This window comes from Acinetobacter sp. GSS19 (assembly GCF_028621895.1).
Classification (GTDB): Bacteria; Pseudomonadota; Gammaproteobacteria; order Pseudomonadales; family Moraxellaceae; genus Acinetobacter.
Genome location: NZ_CP117520.1, coordinates 732,228 through 753,699, shown reverse-complemented (window position 1 = coordinate 753,699; position 21,472 = coordinate 732,228). Strand labels below are relative to the sequence as shown.

Sequence of the window (21,472 nt, the reverse complement as noted above, 5' to 3'; positions counted from 1 at the left end):
TCCTTATCGCTGCTACCCATTATGCTTGGGCTTGAGCCATTAACTGTTCAATGTCTGCGACTGTTTTTACAACACCTGCTGTTAAAATACGAGGTCCATCCGCTGTAGCAACGACATCATCTTCGATCCGGATGCCAATGCCACGCCATTTCTCTTCCACAGTTTCGTCATCTGGAGCGATATACAGGCCAGGTTCTACGGTGACCACCATGCCCTCTTGATAAGGACGCCACTCACCTTCTGCCTTATATGATCCCACATCATGGACATCCATCCCTAACCAGTGTCCCGTCCCATGCATATAGAACTGACGGTAGGCTTCAGTTTCAATCAGTTCATTCAGCTCACCCTGCAATAAGCCTAAATCCAGCAGACCTTCAGTGAGAATTTTTACGGCAACCTCATGTGGCTCACGGTAAGAATGGTCAATCCGTACAGCATCAATCGCGGCTAACTGTGCCTGTAGAACAACCTCATAAAGTGCTTTTTGTTCTGGACTGAATTTGCCATTGACCGGGAACGTTCGCGTAATATCCGAGGCATAACATTCATATTCACAAGCAGCATCGATCAAGACCAGATCACCGCTTTTCAGCATTTGATTGTTTTCCACATAATGCAGAATGCAAGCATTCGCCCCGCCACCGACAATACTGTTATAAGAAGGTACACAGCCATTTTGACCGAAAATATAATTCAGTTCCGCTTCTAGTGCATATTCCATCATGCCTGGACGTACCCGTTGCATCGCACGGGTATGTGCTTGCGCACTGATATTTGATGCGATCTGCATCAATTCAATTTCCTCAGCAGACTTGATCAGACGCATCTCATCCAGAAGCCGATCCAGCTGTATGACCTGAGCCGGCGAACCATGCCCCCGGCGCTGCTGGCTATCAGCCTGCTTAATCCACTGGCTCACACGTGCATCAAAATCAGCCTGATGTCCAATACGATAATACAAGCGCTGTTTATCGAGCAGTTTTTTCAGTATTTCTTCATCCAGCAGATCGATTGCATAAGCCTCATCCGCCTCATAATCCTGGATTGCACCATCCATCCCCGCACGATAGCCATTCCAGATTTCCATTTCACGGTTGCGTTCACGACAGAACAGGCTATAGCAATAATCCTCACCCGACTCAAACGTTTCAATGACCGCAACCGCTTCCGGCTCAGCAAATCCCGTCAGGTAATAAAAGCTACTATCAGCACGAAATTTATAATCAGCATCACGATTCCGGTACGCAACCGGACTGGTCGCAATGATGGCGATACTTTGTGGCCCCATCTTGGCTGCAAGGCGGTCTCGGCGGAGGCGAAAATCGGTCTGTGTCAATTTCATGATGGCTCTTATTTTTAATCGGCAAGGTGATAAAGAAAAAAATTGACGCAACGCGTCCGATTAACTCGGACGGTGCGGGGTAAACATTTCGACAACGCTATTGCTTTCAGAGGCTGTTTGGCCCTTTTTTGCTTTCGCATGGAAGTTTTGCAACAAGGAACTTTCAGCAACACTGATTTTCTTGCGTCCAATCGATAAACTCACAGGAATCAAGCGTACAAATTCATACAGTTCTTGATAGCTAATTTCACCTTCCTCATCATCGTCTGAATCTTCAAACTCGACGGCCGCCACATCTTGCAAATGTTCAATCAGTTCCATTTCATCAGCACGGATATGTCCCGATGCCAAACCAAAACCTAACACGACACCCGCACACCAATCCGCAAGGGCTTGTACACGATCTGCCAAAACGTGATCGTCATCAGGTAAGAGTGGTAAATAGTCCAGTTCATCCTCTGTCAAGGCATGCGCTACATCATCAGCTTCATCCGTCAAAATCACCAGGGCATCATCTTGTAATTCCGGCACATTGAGGGTGGATAAAATCTGGATCCACTCTTCACGACTTGGTGCCTGTGTAACACAAACTATACCGGTCAACAGCCCGTGTAACTCACTCGGGCTTGAAATTTCTTCAATGCCTACAAAATTGCGGTGCCATTCTGACCAACCTGAAATATCGTCTTGCATTCGCTTATCCAATCTCTATACTGCGTATATATTACCTTTGTTTGCAACACTGTGCGACCACGTTATGTTAGAAGAATTACAGCGTCTACAAGCGCATATTGGCGTTTTAAAAACGCGTTTAGCGGATTACCAAAATGAAAATCAGGCTTTGATTCACGACAAAGCGCAGGCAGATGAACAGCATCATGCGCAAGTGGTGCATAAGAATGGTCTGATCACCCAGAAACAAGAAGAAATTGATAATCTGACCGAGCAACTGTCAGCTTTACAAAGCCAGTATCATCAGCTTAACCAAGATGCTACCGCTTTGGCTGAACGTTATGGACGTCTTGAAAAAAGCAGTACCGACTTAAAAAACCGTTTTCAGGAAATTTTAGCTGAACGTAACGAACTGCGCGTTGTAAAAGAAAAGTTGCAAAATGAACAACGACGGAGTCAACAGGAAATTCAGGAGCTGCAACAGGATCGGGAACGTTTGCGGCTTAAAAATGAACATGCACGTGCAAAAGTAGAAGCGATTATCCAACGTTTGGCGATTCTTGGCACCACACAGGATCAGAACGCGCAAGAAATTCAGCAACTTGCTCACCCGACAGAAGTTAATGAAGAGGTTGAATCATGAGTGAACAAGTCACCGTTGAGCTACGCCTGATTGAACAGATTTTCCGTGTTGCAACAACTGCAGATGAACAGGCAGACCTAGAGCGTGCGGCTGCCCTGTTAAATGAAAAATTTCATGAATTCCGCCGTAAAGCTCCACGTGTTGAGCATAACAAATTGGTGATTATGGTCGCACTTGAATTAATGCAGGAAGTTTTGAGTCTCAATAAATCGCTACAGGAATATGCACACTGTGAACGCCTTCTCGACGCGATTTTAGAAGATGTAGAAAGCTTGGTCTGAATGAATTGAATCATTCTGTTTAAAGCAGCAACAGTTGTCACCTAAGTTTACATATCCAGCCGCGAGAGCATTGCCATCGTAGCAAGATGGGTTATACTAAAGTTGTCTCTGAGATGTTCGCCAGCGGGTCTGATTCCCCTGAGCCGATATCATCACTTTAGGATGGCGTTCTGCATATTTAGAGCGTATGCCTACCCCGAGTAGGAAACCCAGCAAGTATGCGTCGCCTCCACCTTGAACTTTAGGGTTCAAGGGTAACGACATGCAGCGGCATCTTCGGAGCATTTTTTAGCTTTTAATGTCAACAATATAATAAAAACTTCCATATTCCACTCCAATCTAATTTTCAAGCTTTTTTATACTCCATGTATAACTTCAAAAGTTGCTTAATGCAGTTTAATACTGTTATTAAAATAAATTCATGATATGGAAAAAAGTTAAATTAACTAAAATGTTTTAGGCTCACTCCCATTCACTCAAGACAATAAAATCATTGATAGAGACTCGCAAGCCCACGAATAAATTTCCCCTGCCCACTGGATCTTAGAGCATGATCAGTTTTTCCAGACCATTACATTAATACTGCCCTGTCTTATCCTCACCGAGTTTTATAGCTTAAGAAAAAATTCTACTGTTTTTAGATCCTATTATTTTTAGCGAGGGATTACCCTGAAGCGGTAAATAATCCTATACAAAGCGCACTTATATTGTAATATGAGAAACGAAACACAATTATTTTAATGACTTATGCTTGTTTAGCAATAAAGTCTAATTTTTCTTTTTATCGGGGCGCGGAATAGACAACAATATGTCTAAGGTCAAATATTTTATTCATGCTTTTCACCGTCAGTACAATGATTCGCTAAAGATTAATCTTAGAACCTTAATTTTATATCTCGTTATATTCAGTGTTGCCAGCTTATTTCTGATCTCACTGGCCGTGAGTTACTACATTCAGAAAAAACAGCTGATCGAGAATTCTTTATCACTTAACTATGATTATGCTCATAAAGTTTCACTTAATGCTGATCAGCAGTTTAAGATTATGCTGGATCAGCTCGCCTATAGTGCCAACATTTTAGGAAAGAATTTCGATAATCAAGCTGTTTTGCAAGCTGAAGTTGCACGTCTGAAAAATCAGTCATCACAATTTAATAGTGTTTTAGTTTTTGATCATCAAGGAAAAATTAAAGAAGTTGCCCCCCCAAGCCTGACTCTTAAAAAGAATATGGTCTTGCACACTCTAGGGGTAGAGGAATCCTTAAAGGTCCAAAAAACTTATATTTCTCCACCCTATTATTCTGCAACTAAAAACCTGATTGTACTGATGACTCAACCAATTTTTGATCAGAATAGGAAGTATCTTGGTTTTGTCACCGGTTCTATTTATTTAAAAAAGAATAATATTATTAGTGAGTTGCTCACAATTAAATATAGCTATAAGGATGGCTATATGTATGTCATAGATAATAACAATAGGATCATTTTTCATCCTGAACGAGCAAGAATTGGAGAAACCGTAGTTAATAATACGGGCTTAGCTTTTATGAATCAGACCAGTTCCGGAAAAATTCGTCTGATTAACAGCCGAGGAATTGATAATCTGGCTGGTTTCGCACGCGTTCCTTCTACTAACTGGATCGTGGTTTCTCAACAACCGACCGAGTCTTTATTGGCTCAAGCACGCTCTATTTTATATAAAGTTGGCATTGGTATTTTCCTCTTTTATCTTTTAGTTTTTTTTATTGTTTGGCGATTATCTCGTTTTATCTCCGCACCTTTACATAGCCTGGCAAAGACAGCAGGTAATCTGAATAGTCCAGATGCGATTGCTCAAATTGAACAGGTGAATCCATGGTATTACGAAGTCTATAAATTTAAACTGTCCCTGTTGCTGAGTACCAAAAATTTCAATGAAAAAGTGACTGAACTCAATTTCCATGTCAATACAGACCCTTTAACCGGGCTATATAATCGACGTGGGATGGATCTGTTTACTAATGAATTGCTGAAGCAACAAACCCGCTTCTCGGTCATCGCAATTGATATCGACTTTTTCAAAAAAATTAATGATCACTATGGCCATGATCAAGGTGATTTGGTTTTGCAAAAGCTGGCACAAATAATCAAGGAAAATTTCCGTGAGGATGATATTTGCTGTCGAGTCGGTGGGGAAGAGTTTATTGTGATCACCCCGAGAATAGATATACAGCAAGCTTACTTAAGCGCAGAACGTTTACAACAAAGACTGACCACGACACTGGTGAATGGCATAGGACCAATCACAGTTTCTATTGGTCTTTCATTCCGGTCTTCCGATACGTCAACAGATATTAAACACGTCTTGAAGGAAGCAGATCATAATTTATATCGTGCTAAGCTTGAGGGTCGTAATTGTATTCGGTATACCGATCACCCCTAATTTTCTACGCATTTTTTAGTTAAATCAAAGAGATAATTAATGAGAGCTTAAGGCTCTCATTTTTTGTGTTAAAACTGCCGGAATTAAAGTACACCATTGACGTACTTTAATTCATATACCAATATTTTCACCACGAAAATCAAAGAGCCTGTGACTTATATTCATTTATTAATTGCTCTGAACTATCTAAATTTTCGTTTTCTTCGTGACAGGGAAACAATTTCAGATTGCTCTCTTACGTCTATGACTAGCTAAAAACTCCCCACTTTTGATAGTGGGGATTAACGTATACAAGGGTTAGCGCTCCTGCAATGCCTGCTTCATCCGGGTAATCGGCTTGATCAGATATTGGAAGATGGTTTTTTCTCCAGTCTTCACATCAACACTGGCAATCATGCCCGGAATAATTGGCATGGTTTTACCATTCTTATCGGTTAGTGAATTTTTACTGGTTTCCACCAAAATCCGATAATAGGCTTCGTCTGGATTTAGATTCAGTTCACTTGGCCGGGCCTTATCACGTAAGGTATCTGGACTGATGAGTGTGACTTTTCCTTCAAGCCCGCCATATAAAGCATAGTCATAAGCGCTGATCTTTACAATGGCAGGTAAACCTGGACGCACAAAGGCAACATCTTGTGGACGGATATAGGCTTCGACCAGAAGTTTGTCATTCAATGGAACAATTTCCATGATGTCCTGTCCTGCCTGAACGACGCCACCGACAGTATTGATCTTGATATTTTTGACAATGCCTCGTAGTGGTGCCCGGATTAAACTGCGGTCGACAGGATCGGCACGCATGGCCATATTTTCTTTGGCTTGTGCCAGTTCTGACTCGATCCGTACTAGCTCATTATTGGCATCTGCCGAATACTGATTGCGTTTTTCATTGATCTGCAGGGCAAGATCTGAGGATTGTCGGCGCATGCGCAATAGTTCCACTTCTGACATCACACCTTCCGCTACCATCGGGGCGGTAATGCCTATTTCCCGGTCAAGCATCGCTTTGCTTCGGGCCAAACCAGACACCGCATCATCAACTGCACGACGACGGGCGGCATAAGCAGCACGTTCACGACGTTGTAAGTCGGCACTAATCCCTGCAGGAAATTGAATGGCTGTGCCATAAGATTCTGCACGTAAGCGTGCAGCCATCGCTTCCAGATTGGCAACTTTTGCTTCACTTTCACGTAGAACCGCGGAACTCCGGGTATCATCCAGACGCAGTAAGATCTGGCCTTTTTCGACCACATCACCTTCTTTGACCAGCATTTCTTTGATGGTTCCCGGATCCAGACTTTGCAGGATCTGTTCACGGCTGGTCGGAATGACACTGCCCTGTCCTCGAGTGACTTCCTCAACCGTACTGTTGTATGCCCAGATCACAAAAACAATCAGGAAGACAAACAGCAAACTGACGACCCAGAATAGCCCGGTGTGCTTCTCTTTTTGTAAAGCCGCGTTCAGGTCATTAACCAGTTTAAGGTCTTTGGACTGAATCTGTTCCACTGGCGGGGTTTGATCATCCTTCATAGTTCACACTCACAATCTGTTCGTTATACCTGTCTGCAACCACTGAGAATTTTTTAAGCCTGATGCGGCATATTCATCACTGTTGCTTCTGCAGCGTCTGCGGGCTCAACGGTCACACCTTCCGGCTTCACCACTACAGTGCGTCTGCCGCTCTGGGGAGGGTTTGCGGTTTTGGCTGCATGTTGTGCACGCTGTTGTTCGGCCTGCTCATTTTGTGCCAGTTGTTGCAGGACCACATCACGTGGACCATCCATGACAATTTTGCCTTGATCAATCACAATAATCCGGCTCACAATACTCAGCACCTGAGTACGATGCGTCACTACCAGCAGGGTTTTATTTTTACACCACTGATGCAAAGCGCTTAGTGCACGTTTCTCAGTCAACTGGTCCAGACCTGTGGTCGGTTCATCCAGCAACACCACCCGCGGATTTCTTAAGGTTAAACGGGCTAAGGCAATAATCTGTTTTTGCCCACCGGATAGTCCCAAACCATCTTCACCCAATGGCATATCCAGCCCTCTTGGATGGTTCTGGATAATGCTTTCCAGTCCAAAGCGTTTTAATGCGTTCAGTAAATCCTGATCGGTGGAGAAACCATCCTGACGTGCCAGATCCAGATTTTCACGCAGGCTACCCAGGAACAGACGTGGAGCTTGTCCCAGCATGGCCACCTGATTGCGCAAGTAATTCGGATCCAGTTGCCGCAAGTCCACCCCATCGAGGGTGACATTGCCTTGGCTCGGTTCAAATAAACCGCTCGCCAGTTTCAGGGTGGTGGTTTTACCACTGCCGATTTTGCCGAGGATGCCGACTTTTTCACCCGGTTTAATCTGCAAATTCAACGCTTGCAGTACTTCTGGCGTATCAGGCTGGTATTTAAAACTGACGTTCTGAAACTTCAGTTCCCCCTCGACACGGTCCAAACTGATGTATTGACGATCAGGATGGCGTTCAATTTTACGGTCAATAATACTCTGTAGTCCCTGCATCCCGACTTTGGCTTGCTGGAAACGGATGGCCAGACTCGCAATCTGTGCCAATGGTGCTAAGGCCCGCCCCGACAAGATCACTGCGGCAATCAATGCCCCCATGGTGATTTTACTGTTAGCATCCGGACTGTGAATCAGATAAGTACCGACGATCACCAGAATAACGGTGTTGAGCTGTTGCATACCCACCGAGAAATTCACCACAAAATTGCTGAGGTCTCGGGTTTTAATGCCTGACGCTGCATTTTTGGCGGTATAAAAATCCCATTTTTCCTGTGCCCAACTGGTAGCGTTATTGGATTTCAGGGTTTCAATCCCTTCAATAGCTTCAACTGCAAGACCTTGGCGTTGTGAACTTTCACGCATGGATTCATTGATATAACGTGCCAATGGGCCTTGTGCCAAGAAACCGACCAACATCACAATCGGAATCAGGATCAGCGGAACCAGTGCTAGTTTTCCGGCGATCAGCCAGATGACGGTAATAAACAGCAGTAAGAACGGCAAATCCACCAAGACCAAGAGGCTGGCACTGGTCATAAAGTCACGAACGGATTCAAACTCGCGCAGGTTATTCGCATAGGAACCGGAGGAAGCTGGTTTTTCTGCCAGATCCAGACTCATCACCCGTCTAAAAATAGCCGAGCTGATAATCAGATCGGCTTTTTTACCCGCCAAATCTGTTAGATGACCGCGGATCATTTTGGCAATGAACTCAAACGTAATGGCCAGAATCACCCCAATGCTGAGTACCCAGAGCGTTTCATAGGATTTATTGGGAATGACCCGATCATAAACATTCATCACATACAGTGAACTGACTAAGGCCAAAAAGTTGATAATAAAGGTGGCCAGAATGACCTGATAATAGTATGAACGAAATCGCCAAATGACCTTCCAGAACCAGGCTTTGGGTAAATGATATTCAGGCAATTCAGAACGCAGATCACTGGCCAACTTGGGTTTGATAAACCAGCAGTAACCAAGATAACGTTCGCTGAGCTGTTGATGGGACAAACGTTGCTTTAAGCCATCGGTTTGCTGAATTTCATAATAACGTTCGGCACCCTGACCTTCGATACGGGTTACCACCGCAGCTTCTTCATTATGCAGCACAATCACCACCGGCATGGCCAATGACGGGATATCCAGCAGGTCTCGTTGCACTAAAGTATTGTCAAAACCGTGGGTTTTCAGCACCTCACCCAGCGCATGATAGTTCACCTGCAAATTTTGGTCATGGGTCACTTGTGCCAGCAGGGTGGCCACTGAAACTGGCGTACCCAATAACTGGGTCACCAGTGCAATATGTTCAATAATGGATTTCATGATGTCTCTACCCAATTTTTATTTTTTTGCTGAGGCACAGCATGTGCAACCGCTTTAGCGGCTAACAGGCTGTGGTGACCATGCTGTTGTTGCCGGATCATGAGCCCATGCAGAAATCTGGGCCTTGGCACGTAAATAAGACAGTGCCGCCATACGAAAATCGTGTTGTGCACTGACATACGCCATTTCAACTGTGGCCAGTTCGTTATAGGCGTTCAGTACATCTACCAGTGTTTTACGCGCAATCTTGAATTGTTTTTCATTGGCAATCACCACGTCACGCGATGCGATAATCTGCTGACTGCTGATGTCCATTTTCTGTTTACTTTGGAACATATCAATTTCGGCCGTCCGTGCACGCTCTTCAATGTCACGCTGAATCTGTCCCAAACGTGCCTGAGCTGCGACAATCGATTGCGCACCCTGCTCGATGGAATATTTGGTGCCTTGATTCAGCACATCCCAAGCCATATTGACATAGACCTGACTGTCTTCAGTGGTGACTTGCCCCTCCAGATTGATGCTTGGATAACGTTTAGCCTTACGGTATTTGAGCTCAGAACGGATACTGTCGAGTTCGGCCTGTTGTGCCTGCAATGACGGATGCGCCTGAATGTTGGCTGTATAGCGATCAATCACTTCAGTCGGAGACATATAGGCAAAAGGATCAATCAATCCATCTTGATCCAGAACTTCGGGGGAGTATTTTTTGAGGTTACTAAGGGCAAAACCTAATTCACGTTGCAAGCTGCTAATACTATGCTCGACCTGCATCTGACGTGCTCGTGCTTGTGTCAGTTCAGAACGACGCCCCGGGTCATATTGCACAATAATCCCAATATCACGGGTAAACTTATTGTGCCTTTCCAGGCTGCGTGCCTGTACGGCCAGAGATTCACGCGCACGTAAAGCCTTAAAATATTCGGTACCGATGGTATAGCCCAACTCTTCCGCAGTCTCATCTATTTTCTGGTTGAAATATTCGGATTTCTTTTGATCACGCTCGACCTGAGCACTAATCGCACCAAAAGAATAGAGGTTTAAACTGCCGCGTACCCCAGGCGTGAAACTTTCACTAACATAATTAGAACGGTTGTTGTGTGACTGGTTGAGAATCTGGTTGCCAGTCACTGCAAGGGTTGGGTAATGCAACGCCTTGGACTCTTTGACCTTACTGATCGCAGCCTGTTGATTGGCTTGTGCTTCAAGAATTAACGGGTCTTGCGTCAGCGCGATTTTTAATAAGGTTTTGAGTTCAACGGCATGAGCAGGTGAAATAACAAATAAAGCCATTAAAAGTGCAATACTTTGACTGGAGTGTATCGATCTGGCAAACACATTACACTTTTTCATAGGCTTCACTTCATTGTCTTATTTTTTAATAAAATTACAGTTAATAAGTTATTACTTTTTCAAATTACTTTAACAACACTGTTTTACGTACTTATTATTTGGTTACATTTAACGAGATATAGTTCATTCAATAAATCAATTTCAATCAAAAACTTATAATTAATTTAAAATTTCTATGCCTAATGCTCTCCTTTATCCGGCTATATATTTGTTGTATTTTTTTATTAATATGAACCAGCTTAAGGGCAATTTCAAGCGTTTATTTGAACCTGTTTAGGAACTCAAAATGAAAGCTTTACCTCTTGACTCCGCTTCATTTCTCAACAGATTTTTTATTTCTAAATTATTACAAATTAAAAGGCACCCGATACGCGTATCGGATGCCTTGAAAGTGCAAGATTAAAGTCAATTCAACGATGAAAACCAGTTATAACACACCGGTTACATTGGTGATGTCATTATCAATGAACACGGATGTTGTCACGCCTCCAGCGGTTGTCATTTGATATTCAACATACCCCCCTGTAAGCGTTGGGCCCACTTGTGTTGCATTGCTCAAATTCACTGTATCTCCCGTATTACCAAGGACATACAAGGTACTAGAACCGGTTACTTCAAGCACATCTGCTGCTGTGAGCGTTAAGGTTTGGTTACCATTACCCAGATTAATCTGTTCAATATTTTGGATGGTATTGACCGAGGTCAGATCCAAATTCTCAGTAGTCGTGAGGATATCAAATCCGGCTCCACCATCTACAGGCGTTCCGACAGAATAGTTAATGGACTGATTCAGATCAGGTAAGTAACCAAAACTGACTGAACCCGAGTCTGTATCACCATCACGGTCAACCGCAGTAAACTCAAAAGTTGATATTCCTGGACTACCCGCATCATAAACATATCTGCCAGTCACCATATCCACTTTCAACTGATCACCATCGGCAGTATTAATGGTTAAAATATTGCCTGATAAAGTATCATCACCAGTCAATCCATTACCGCTCACATGTCCATTACCGTCATAATTAATGGTTAAACCATCGTAATTGATCGTTTTGACGTATCCCGGTCCATCGCCACCGTAATCCACCAGGTCACCAAATACTGGGTCACCACTGACATAAATTACACTGCCGACACCATCGACCAGTAGGCTGCCATCACTTAGTAATTTATTAATGACTACCTGATCAGGCGTTGTATTATTAGAGGTTAAATCGATGCCGAATAACACGATTTCCTGATCGGTAACTTCTGTGCCTGAACCATAGGTTCCTGTAGAACTGACGTAGATCACAGTTGAGAGCACAGCACCATTTGCCGTTGAATCCAGTCCTGTCACTGGATCGACAGTTTTCGCTTCAACTCTTATATAACGGCTCAAGTTATTTTCCAAAGTACCCGAAATATAGTACTCATTGATTAACAGCGCGCGTAAATCCAAGACATCAACCGGATTGTTAGGACCAAGTCCCACGGCAAAATCTGTTACGACATCCCGTGGTGTAATGTCCGACAAAATACCGTCATTGTTGGTATCGCTGAGTAGAGTAAGGACACCAGGATCTGACGTTACCCTTTCCGTATTACTTGGAGTGAATGTCGCTCCTATACTGGCAGGGGCAGATTTGTATATTGCATCAACCGCAGCACTATCTTTCAGCACGGCAGTGAAACTAAAGAAACTGTTATACGTCGTTGTAGGGAGTGGAATCTGGGTTGAATTCATTGGGATATCGACATAGCCATTAGACAACATGCTGCTGTTTAGAGTGACTTGTAGCATATCCGTTTTGACGACCATACCATCGACATAGGTATAAGATAACTCAATCACATCCCCTGCTGCCGCATCACCCAAGGTTGTAAAATTCACCCGAAGGTCAATGGCGTTTGCTGTATTGGTTGCGATTTCACTTGGGGTCAAATAACCATCTTTAGGGCCATTATCATCCAGAATTGTGACTGTTAATTTCGCATTTGTCGTATTAGCCTCTGGCAAATAAATCGCACTGTCTGTCCCCGGTGGGGTCATGGTACGAATGATTTCTGTTTGACCTGTATCGACATTAATCCGGGCTGCTGTGATCGTGATGACTTCACCTGGTAAAGGAATACGATCAAAGATGACATCAATTGAATTCATCTGACCAGCAGGGCCACCACCCGGAACTACGTACTCTTGAACGGTGAAACCGTCAGTCACCCGGATAACATCTCCAGGTTTGGCTGAAGGGGCCAAATCAATCCGCAGGTTAATATTTGGTAAAGTATCTTCATAACGCCATTGGAAGACATCCTTACCTTCACCACCTGTCAAGAAATCATCATTCATGCCACCAATGAGCAGATCATTGCCGTTTTGGCCATACAATTTATCATTACCAGCTCCACCATTCAGCAAGTCCTGACCATTACCACCATAGAGTGTGTCTGCCCCGTCTCCACCGTACAATTTATCATTATCATCCGTTAGGGTATCAGGGGTTTCATCATCTCCATACATCACGTCATTGCCTGTTCCACCAATAAGGATGTCACTACCGGCTTTACCATAAACGGTGTCATTCCCACTTTTCGTAAAGTAGACATCATCCCTTGAAGTACCCGTCACGGTATTTTCTGGCACATAAACTTTGTTAGCGAGTGTTAGACCAAAGGTATCAACCGCACCAAAATTATCCGTAAAACCGGTAACCGGATCAGTTGGTAAAGTCGTTGTGACTGTAGACAAACCATCACTGGCTGTTAAGGTCGCACCTGCCATCAAGGTACTAGTATTACTTTGCATTAAACCACCGATGGTCTGATACAAAGTCGCCAATAGCTCATTCGCAGATTGATTGGTTAAAGCTGAGGTTCCTGCCGTGATATGGAAGGTCAAGTTTCCTGTAGCGTTCCAAGAAATTGAGAGTCCTAATTCGTGCGCAACCTCTTGAAGGATTAAGTTTCCTTCTTTAGTGCTCAATAAGCCACGGAATGTATCCAATTGGCTACTTGATAGAAGCGTTAAATTAACTTCGGTCAGATTATTTTGTTTTGCCCAAACCATCATGGTTTGTGTCACATCTGAAGAAGTTCCAGAGTTATAGTGATCAAAAATGTTGATGAGGTTGGTTTCAACAAAACCTGTAAGGTTGGTTTCGGTAAATGTCGCGAGTAGATTTACGGCACCGCCCGCAATATTACCATTTTGGAAGTGCACATCAGGTCGGTCATCTTCGATATTAATCGTCAATGCCGTTGGAACACTTGCTGAGTTGCCTGCAAGATCCGTGATATTCAGATCAAATTGCAACTGTAAGACATCTTCTAGGTTGACATCTGGATGATCCAAAGCTGCTTTTAATTCAAACTGATAGCTACCATCTGTATTGATGGTAAGTCGAGCAACTTCAGTGACAGGGCTCGTTGCGATTGTACCAATCAAAATGTATTGTCCGGCTACCGGGTCAGTCGGTGTGAAGTGACTCCAGGTGACTGGTAAACCTCCCGATGTAAGTGATGCAATCGGTAACCCTGAGGACATACTGATGACATCCACCGTATTTGACACAGAGATTGAAGACAAGGCTTCTGAGAAAACAATCTTATTACTCAAAGTTGAGACTGCAGTTGCAGAATTCGTGGTATCCATTTCTGCCGGTATTGAATCTTTGATACCACCATTTAAACCTTCTTCAGATACGTTATTGGTTGAATCATCAAGCATCGTTGGTGGTGTTAAATCTGTCGCAAGGGTAATGTCACTGTCTGTTGCAGGGTTGCCTGCTTTGTCGGTGACATCGGCTTTAAACGTATACACCACTCCATCCGTGATCCAGCCGGCACCTGCAGGAACACTGGCACTCCAGCTGTTACCGCTGACTGCAACCGGACTCAAGGTGGTCACCAGGGTGGCACCATTGTAAACGCTTACGGTGACCATCTGGCCATTTTCAACACCTGTGGTGATGCCCGATACCGCAAAGCCGCTTGCTTTGTCGTTGATGTTGATGGTGGCATAACCATTGGCATCGGTATCCAGTGGGCTTTGGCTTTCGCCTGCAATGCTACGGATGTCGATCGCTGGACTGGTGAGATCGGTCGCAAGGGTAATGTCACTGTCTGTTGCAGAGTTGCCTGCTTTGTCGGTGACATCGGCTTTAAACGTATACACCACTCCATCCGTGATCCAGCCGGCACCTGCAGGAACACTGGCACTCCAGCTGTTACCGCTGACTGCAACCGGACTCAAGGTGGTCACCAGGGTGGCACCATTGTAAACGCTTACGGTGACCATCTGGCCATTTTCAACACCTGTGGTGATGCCCGATACCGCAAAGCCGCTTGCTTTGTCGTTGATGTTGATGGTGGCATAACCATTGGCATCGGTATCCAGTGGGCTTTGGCTTTCGCCTGCAATGCTACGGATGTCGATCGCTGGACTGGTGAGATCGGTCGCAAGGGTAATGTCACTGTCTGTTGCAGAGTTGCCTGCTTTGTCGGTGACATCGGCTTTAAACGTATACACCACTCCATCCGTGATCCAGCCGGCACCTGCAGGAACACTGGCACTCCAGCTGTTACCGCTGACTGCTACCGGACTCAAGGTGGTCACCAGGGTGGCACCATTGTAAACGCTTACGGTGACCATCTGGCCATTTTCAACACCTGTGGTGATGCCCGATACCGCAAAGCCGCTTGCTTTGTCGTTGATGTTGATGGTGGCATAACCATTGGCATCGCTATCCAGTGGGCTTTGGCTTTCGCCTGCAATGCTACGGATGTCGATCGCTGGACTGGTGAGATCGGTCGCAAGGGTAATGTCACTGTCTGTTGCAGAGTTGCCTGCTTTGTCGGTGACATCGGCTTTAAACGTATACACCACTCCATCCGTGATCCAGCCGGCACCTGCAGGAACACTGGCACTCCAGCTGTTACCGCTGACTGCTACCGGACTCAAGGTGGTCACCAGTGTCTCGCCATCATAGACCCTCACAGTCACCAACTGGCCATTTTCAACACCTGTGGTGATGCCCGATACCGCAAAGCCGCTTGCTTTGTCGTTGATGTTGATGGTGGCATAACCATTGGCATCGGTATCCAGTGGGCTTTGGCTTTCGCCTGCAATGCTACGGATGTCGATCGCTGGACTGGTGAGATCGGTCGCAAGGGTAATGTCACTGTCTGTTGCAGAGTTGCCTGCTTTGTCGGTGACATCGGCTTTAAACGTATACACCACTCCATCCGTGATCCAGCCGGCACCTGCAGGAACACTGGCACTCCAGCTGTTACCGCTGACTGCAACCGGACTCAAGGTGGTCACCAGTGTCTCGCCATCATAGACCCTCACAGTCACCAACTGGCCATTTTCAACACCTGTGGTGATGCCCGATACCGCAAAGCCGCTTGCTTTGTCGTTGATGTTGATGGTGGCATAACCATTGGCATCGCTATCCAGTGGGCTTTGGCTTTCGCCTGCAATGCTACGGATGTCGATCGCTGGACTGGTGAGATCGGTCGCAAGGGTAATGTCACTGTCTGTTGCAGAGTTGCCTGCTTTGTCGGTGACATCGGCTTTAAACGTATACACCACTCCATCCGTGATCCAGCCGGCACCTGCAGGAACACTGGCACTCCAGCTGTTACCGCTGACTGCTACCGGACTCAAGGTGGTCACCAGTGTCTCGCCATCATAGACCCTCACAGTCACCAACTGGCCATTTTCAACACCTGTGGTGATGCCCGATACCGCAAAGCCGCTTGCTTTGTCGTTGATGTTGATGGTGGCATAACCATTGGCATCGGTATCCAGTGGGCTTTGGCTTTCGCCTGCAATGCTACGGATGTCGATCGCTGGACTGGTGAGATCGGTCGCAAGGGTAATGTCACTGTCTGTTGCAGAGTTGCCTGCTTTGTCGGTGACATCGGCTTTAAACGTATACACCACTCCATCCGTGATCCAGCCGGCACCTGCAGGAACACTGGCACTCCAGCTGTTACCGCTGACTGCAACCGGACTCAAGGTGGTCACCAGGGTGGCACCATTGTAAACGCTTACGGTGACCATCTGGCCATTTTCAACACCTGTGGTGATGCCCGATACCGCAAAGCCGCTTGCTTTGTCGTTGATGTTGATGGTGGCATAACCATTGGCATCGGTATCCAGTGGGCTTTGGCTTTCGCCTGCAATGCTACGGATGTCGATCGCTGGACTGGTGAGATCGGTCGCAAGGGTAATGTCACTGTCTGTTGCAGAGTTGCCTGCTTTGTCGGTGACATCGGCTTTAAACGTATACACCACTCCATCCGTGATCCAGCCGGCACCTGCAGGAACACTGGCACTCCAGCTGTTACCGCTGACTGCAACCGGACTCAAGGTGGTCACCAGTGTCTCGCCATCATAGACCCTCACAGTCACCAACTGGCCATTTTCAACACCTGTGGTGATGCCCGATACCGCAAAGCCGCTTGCTTTGTCGTTGATGTTGATGGTGGCATAACCATTGGCATCGGTATCCAGTGGGCTTTGGCTTTCGCCTGCAATGCTACGGATGTCGATCGCTGGACTGGTGAGATCGGTCGCAAGGGTAATGTCACTGTCTGTTGCAGAGTTGCCTGCTTTGTCGGTGACATCGGCTTTAAACGTATACACCACTCCATCCGTGATCCAGCCGGCACCTGCAGGAACACTGGCACTCCAGCTGTTACCGCTGACTGCTACCGGACTCAAGGTGGTCACCAGTGTCTCGCCATCATAGACCCTCACAGTCACCAACTGGCCATTTTCAACACCTGTGGTGATGCCCGATACCGCAAAGCCGCTTGCTTTGTCGTTGATGTTGATGGTGGCATAACCATTGGCATCGGTATCCAGTGGGCTTTGGCTTTCGCCTGCAATGCTACGGATGTCGATCGCTGGACTGGTGAGATCGGTCGCAAGGGTAATGTCACTGTCTGTTGCAGAGTTGCCTGCTTTGTCGGTGACATCGGCTTTAAACGTATACACCACTCCATCCGTGATCCAGCCGGCACCTGCAGGAACACTGGCACTCCAGCTGTTACCGCTGACTGCTACCGGACTCAAGGTGGTCACCAGTGTCTCGCCATCATAGACCCTCACAGTCACCAACTGGCCATTTTCAACACCTGTGGTGATGCCCGATACCGCAAAGCCGCTTGCTTTGTCGTTGATGTTGATGGTGGCATAACCATTGGCATCGGTATCCAGTGGGCTTTGGCTTTCGCCTGCAATGCTACGGATGTCGATCGCTGGACTGGTGAGATCGGTCGCAAGGGTAATGTCACTGTCTGTTGCAGAGTTGCCTGCTTTGTCGGTGACATCGGCTTTAAACGTATACACCACTCCATCCGTGATCCAGCCGGCACCTGCAGGAACACTGGCACTCCAGCTGTTACCGCTGACTGCTACCGGACTCAAGGTGGTCACCAGTGTCTCGCCATCATAGACCCTCACAGTCACCAACTGGCCATTTTCAACACCTGTGGTGATGCCCGATACCGCAAAGCCGCTTGCTTTGTCGTTGATGTTGATGGTGGCATAACCATTGGCATCGGTATCCAGTGGGCTTTGGCTTTCGCCTGCAATGCTACGGATGTCGATCGCTGGACTGGTGAGATCGGTCGCAAGGGTAATGTCACTGTCTGTTGCAGAGTTGCCTGCTTTGTCGGTGACATCGGCTTTAAACGTATACACCACTCCATCCGTGATCCAGCCGGCACCTGCAGGAACACTGGCACTCCAGCTGTTACCGCTGACTGCAACCGGACTCAAGGTGGTCACCAGGGTGGCACCATTGTAAACGCTTACGGTGACCATCTGGCCATTTTCAACACCTGTGGTGATGCCCGATACCGCAAAGCCGCTTGCTTTGTCGTTGATGTTGATGGTGGCATAACCATTGGCATCGCTATCCAGTGGGCTTTGGCTTTCGCCTGCAATGCTACGGATGTCGATCGCTGGACTGGTGAGATCGGTCGCAAGGGTAATGTCACTGTCTGTTGCAGAGTTGCCTGCTTTGTCGGTGACATCGGCTTTAAACGTATACACCACTCCATCCGTGATCCAGCCGGCACCTGCAGGAACACTGGCACTCCAGCTGTTACCGCTGACTGCAACCGGACTCAAGGTGGTCACCAGTGTCTCGCCATCATAGACCCTCACAGTCACCAACTGGCCATTTTCAACACCTGTGGTGATGCCCGATACCGCAAAGCCGCTTGCTTTGTCGTTGATGTTGATGGTGGCATAACCATTGGCATCGCTATCCAGTGGGCTTTGGCTTTCGCCTGCAATGCTACGGATGTCGATCGCTGGACTGGTGAGATCGGTCGCAAGGGTAATGTCACTGTCTGTTGCAGAGTTGCCTGCTTTGTCGGTGACATCGGCTTTAAACGTATACACCACTCCATCCGTGATCCAGCCGGCACCTGCAGGAACACTGGCACTCCAGCTGTTACCGCTGACTGCTACCGGACTCAAGGTGGTCACCAGTGTCTCGCCATCATAGACCCTCACAGTCACCAACTGGCCATTTTCAACACCTGTGGTGATGCCCGATACCGCAAAGCCGCTTGCTTTGTCGTTGATGTTGATGGTGGCATAACCATTGGCATCGGTATCCAGTGGGCTTTGGCTTTCGCCTGCAATGCTACGGATGTCGATCGCTGGACTGGTGAGATCGGTCGCAAGGGTAATGTCACTGTCTGTTGCAGAGTTGCCTGCTTTGTCGGTGACATCGGCTTTAAACGTATACACCACTCCATCCGTGATCCAGCCGGCACCTGCAGGAACACTGGCACTCCAGCTGTTACCGCTGACTGCAACCGGACTCAAGGTGGTCACCAGTGTCTCGCCATCATAGACCCTCACAGTCACCAACTGGCCATTTTCAACACCTGTGGTGATGCCCGATACCGCAAAGCCGCTTGCTTTGTCGTTGATGTTGATGGTGGCATAACCATTGGCATCGGTATCCAGTGGGCTTTGGCTTTCGCCTGCAATGCTACGGATGTCGATCGCTGGACTGGTGAGATCGGTCGCAAGGGTAATGTCACTGTCTGTTGCAGAGTTGCCTGCTTTGTCGGTGACATCGGCTTTAAACGTATACACCACTCCATCCGTGATCCAGCCGGCACCTGCAGGAACACTGGCACTCCAGCTGTTACCGCTGACTGCTACCGGACTCAAGGTGGTCACCAGTGTCTCGCCATCATAGACCCTCACAGTCACCAACTGGCCATTTTCAACACCTGTGGTGATGCCCGATACCGCAAAGCCGCTTGCTTTGTCGTTGATGTTGATGGTGGCATAACCATTGGCATCGGTATCCAGTGGGCTTTGGCTTTCGCCTGCAATGCTACGGATGTCGATCGCTGGACTGGTGAGATCGGTCGCAAGGGTAATGTCACTGTCTGTTGCAGAGTTGCCTGCTTTGTCGGTGACATCGGCTTTAAACGTATACACCACTCCATCCGTGATCCAGCCGGCACCTGCAGGAACACTGGCACTCCAGCTGTTACCGCTGACTGCTACCGGACTCAAGGTGGTCACCAGTGTCTCGCCATCATAGACCCTCACAGTCACCAACTGGCCATTTTCAACACCTGTGGTGATGCCCGATACCGCAAAGCCGCTTGCTTTGTCGTTGATGTTGATGGTGGCATAACCATTGGCATCGCTATCCAGTGGGTTTTGGCTTTCGCCTGCAATGCTACGGATGTCAATTGTTGGAACATCCACATCCCATGGCCAAGTTTGGAAATCCCCTGTGCCTTCATTACCGGCAAGATCTGTATAACTATCATCGATAACACTAACCTGTGGCTTAGTATCACTACTGTCTTTAGTAAAAGTAGCGGTATAAACCAACGTTCCATCTTCCATGAGTTGTGGTTCACTCAAGGCACTTAATGTACCGCCTTCTACTTGTATTTCATCAAAACTAAAACTGGCGGGATCAATCTCTTCACTAAAAGTGAAAGTTACCAAGGCAGTTTCACCCACACTCAGGCTGCCCAAGTTATCACTGGTAATATCTAGACTTGGTACGAGTGTATCAATCGTATAATTATCACTTGTTGCAGAGCTACCTGCATTCCCCGCAGCATCAGTATAGGTATTCGCCACAGTAATAATATTGGAGGTATCTTCAATATCTGCAGCTGGTGTAAATATCCCAGTCCAGGTTATACCACCATCATTACTGGTTAAAGTGCTTAGTGTGCCGTTCTCAACCGTCACATCCGTATTGTCAAATCCGGTCACAGCTTCACTGAAGGTAATCGTTACAATAGAAGTCTCACCACTTTTTAGCTGTGTATCGCTCATCACAATTGAGGTCACTGTCGGTGCAGTTGTATCTCCTCCACCGCCACCTCCACCGCCACCGACTGCTGCCAATGGACTTAAACCGAGTAACCACCATGGATTAAAGGCAAAAGCTGCTGGTACTAAGGCTTCACCACCTAGTGCCTGTGCAGAAGTAATTTGGTCAGCGAGCATGCTGACTGCACCTTCTTGCAACCCACTTTCAGGCACATACGCGTAATAACTGCCATTCTCGCTTAAGCCAATCAAAAGATTACTCGAACCCCCATTCGCCTGGTAATAGTTCGTGATGATCAGATCTGGATCATTTGGAAGACCATCTGCATCTTCAAAAGCAATATGTAGATCTTGGCCTACGCGTTGAATTTTAATGTTCTCAGGCGCGAACTGAGTCATATCATCAACCAGCTCATAATTGAGATTTGCTTTTGCCTGAATAATGACCGGCTGATCATGAGTCTTGGTAACTTGAAAGGTTGAAATAACTTTTTTAGCGTCATGGATTTTGACGGTAACTGTTTGTGTAGACATAGTGCTTCATCCTCTTCGTGATGAATCAATCATTC

At 46.6% G+C, this 21,472-nt stretch carries 9 protein-coding genes and 1 other RNA gene; 4 read left to right on the top strand and 6 right to left on the bottom strand.

All coding sequences use genetic code 11. The annotated features are described in order from the left end of the window. Nucleotides 1-19: 19 nt before the first annotated feature. Together pepP and PGW99_RS03645 are read right to left on the bottom strand one after the other, a co-directional pair. Complete coding sequence (pepP, locus tag PGW99_RS03650) at nt 20-1,345, bottom strand: Xaa-Pro aminopeptidase (protein ID WP_273778763.1); 1,326 nt, start codon at nt 1,343-1,345, stop codon at nt 20-22. Between the two features lie 60 nt (nt 1,346-1,405). After that, complete coding sequence (locus PGW99_RS03645) at nt 1,406-2,038, bottom strand: UPF0149 family protein (protein WP_273778762.1); 633 nt, start codon at nt 2,036-2,038, stop codon at nt 1,406-1,408. Between the two features lie 64 nt (nt 2,039-2,102). Here PGW99_RS03645 and PGW99_RS03640 point away from each other — a divergent pair, with 64 nt between their 5' ends. The 4 genes from PGW99_RS03640 to PGW99_RS03625 all read left to right on the top strand — a co-directional run bounded on the left by PGW99_RS03640 (nt 2,103) and on the right by PGW99_RS03625 (nt 5,363). Beyond that, entirely contained in the window at nt 2,103-2,660 is a 558-nt protein-coding gene (locus PGW99_RS03640) for a hypothetical protein (RefSeq protein ID WP_273778761.1), read from the top strand. Beyond that, nucleotides 2,657-2,941, top strand: a complete 285-nt coding sequence (locus PGW99_RS03635; protein ID WP_273778759.1) for a cell division protein ZapA — start codon at nt 2,657-2,659, stop codon at nt 2,939-2,941. The genes PGW99_RS03640 and PGW99_RS03635 overlap by 4 nt, the downstream gene beginning before the upstream one ends. Before the next feature lie 102 nt (nt 2,942-3,043). Next, a non-coding RNA gene (gene ssrS / locus PGW99_RS03630) (6S RNA) lies at nt 3,044-3,228 on the top strand. 521 nt (nt 3,229-3,749) lie between these two features. Then, entirely contained in the window at nt 3,750-5,363 is a 1,614-nt protein-coding gene (locus tag PGW99_RS03625; protein WP_273778758.1) for a sensor domain-containing diguanylate cyclase, read from the top strand. Nucleotides 5,364-5,660: 297 nt separating this feature from the next. Here the strand turns inward: PGW99_RS03625 and PGW99_RS03620 are convergent, their stop codons facing one another. The 4 genes from PGW99_RS03620 to PGW99_RS03605 form a co-directional block, all read right to left on the bottom strand. Beyond that, nucleotides 5,661-6,899: an HlyD family type I secretion periplasmic adaptor subunit gene (locus PGW99_RS03620; protein ID WP_273778755.1), complete on the bottom strand. Its 1,239-nt coding sequence runs from the start codon at nt 6,897-6,899 to the stop codon at nt 5,661-5,663. 53 nt (nt 6,900-6,952) lie between these two features. Further along, nucleotides 6,953-9,220 (bottom strand): type I secretion system permease/ATPase, encoded by a 2,268-nt coding sequence (locus tag PGW99_RS03615; RefSeq protein ID WP_273778753.1) that lies wholly within the window; start codon nt 9,218-9,220, stop codon nt 6,953-6,955. A gap of 54 nt (nt 9,221-9,274) precedes the next feature. Beyond that, on the bottom strand, nt 9,275-10,513 hold the full coding sequence (locus tag PGW99_RS03610) for a TolC family protein (RefSeq protein WP_273778751.1): 1,239 nt from the start codon (nt 10,511-10,513) through the stop codon (nt 9,275-9,277). 487 nt (nt 10,514-11,000) lie between these two features. Beyond that, complete coding sequence (locus PGW99_RS03605; RefSeq protein WP_273778749.1) at nt 11,001-21,437, bottom strand: Ig-like domain-containing protein; 10,437 nt, start codon at nt 21,435-21,437, stop codon at nt 11,001-11,003. Nucleotides 21,438-21,472 lie beyond the last annotated feature (35 nt).

Bases quoted from the DNA above. Each gene is read 5' to 3' on its own strand.
- pepP (WP_273778763.1), bottom strand. From the start codon at position 1,345: ATGAAATTGACACAGACCGATTTTCGCCTCCGCCGAGACCGCCTTGCA.
- PGW99_RS03645 (WP_273778762.1), bottom strand. From the start codon at position 2,038: ATGCAAGACGATATTTCAGGTTGGTCAGAATGGCACCGCAATTTTGTA.
- PGW99_RS03640 (WP_273778761.1), top strand. From the start codon at position 2,103: ATGTTAGAAGAATTACAGCGTCTACAAGCGCATATTGGCGTTTTAAAA.
- PGW99_RS03635 (WP_273778759.1), top strand. From the start codon at position 2,657: ATGAGTGAACAAGTCACCGTTGAGCTACGCCTGATTGAACAGATTTTC.
- PGW99_RS03625 (WP_273778758.1), top strand. From the start codon at position 3,750: ATGTCTAAGGTCAAATATTTTATTCATGCTTTTCACCGTCAGTACAAT.
- PGW99_RS03620 (WP_273778755.1), bottom strand. From the start codon at position 6,899: ATGAAGGATGATCAAACCCCGCCAGTGGAACAGATTCAGTCCAAAGAC.
- PGW99_RS03615 (WP_273778753.1), bottom strand. From the start codon at position 9,220: ATGAAATCCATTATTGAACATATTGCACTGGTGACCCAGTTATTGGGT.
- PGW99_RS03610 (WP_273778751.1), bottom strand. From the start codon at position 10,513: ATGGCTTTATTTGTTATTTCACCTGCTCATGCCGTTGAACTCAAAACC.
- PGW99_RS03605 (WP_273778749.1), bottom strand. From the start codon at position 21,437: ATGTCTACACAAACAGTTACCGTCAAAATCCATGACGCTAAAAAAGTT.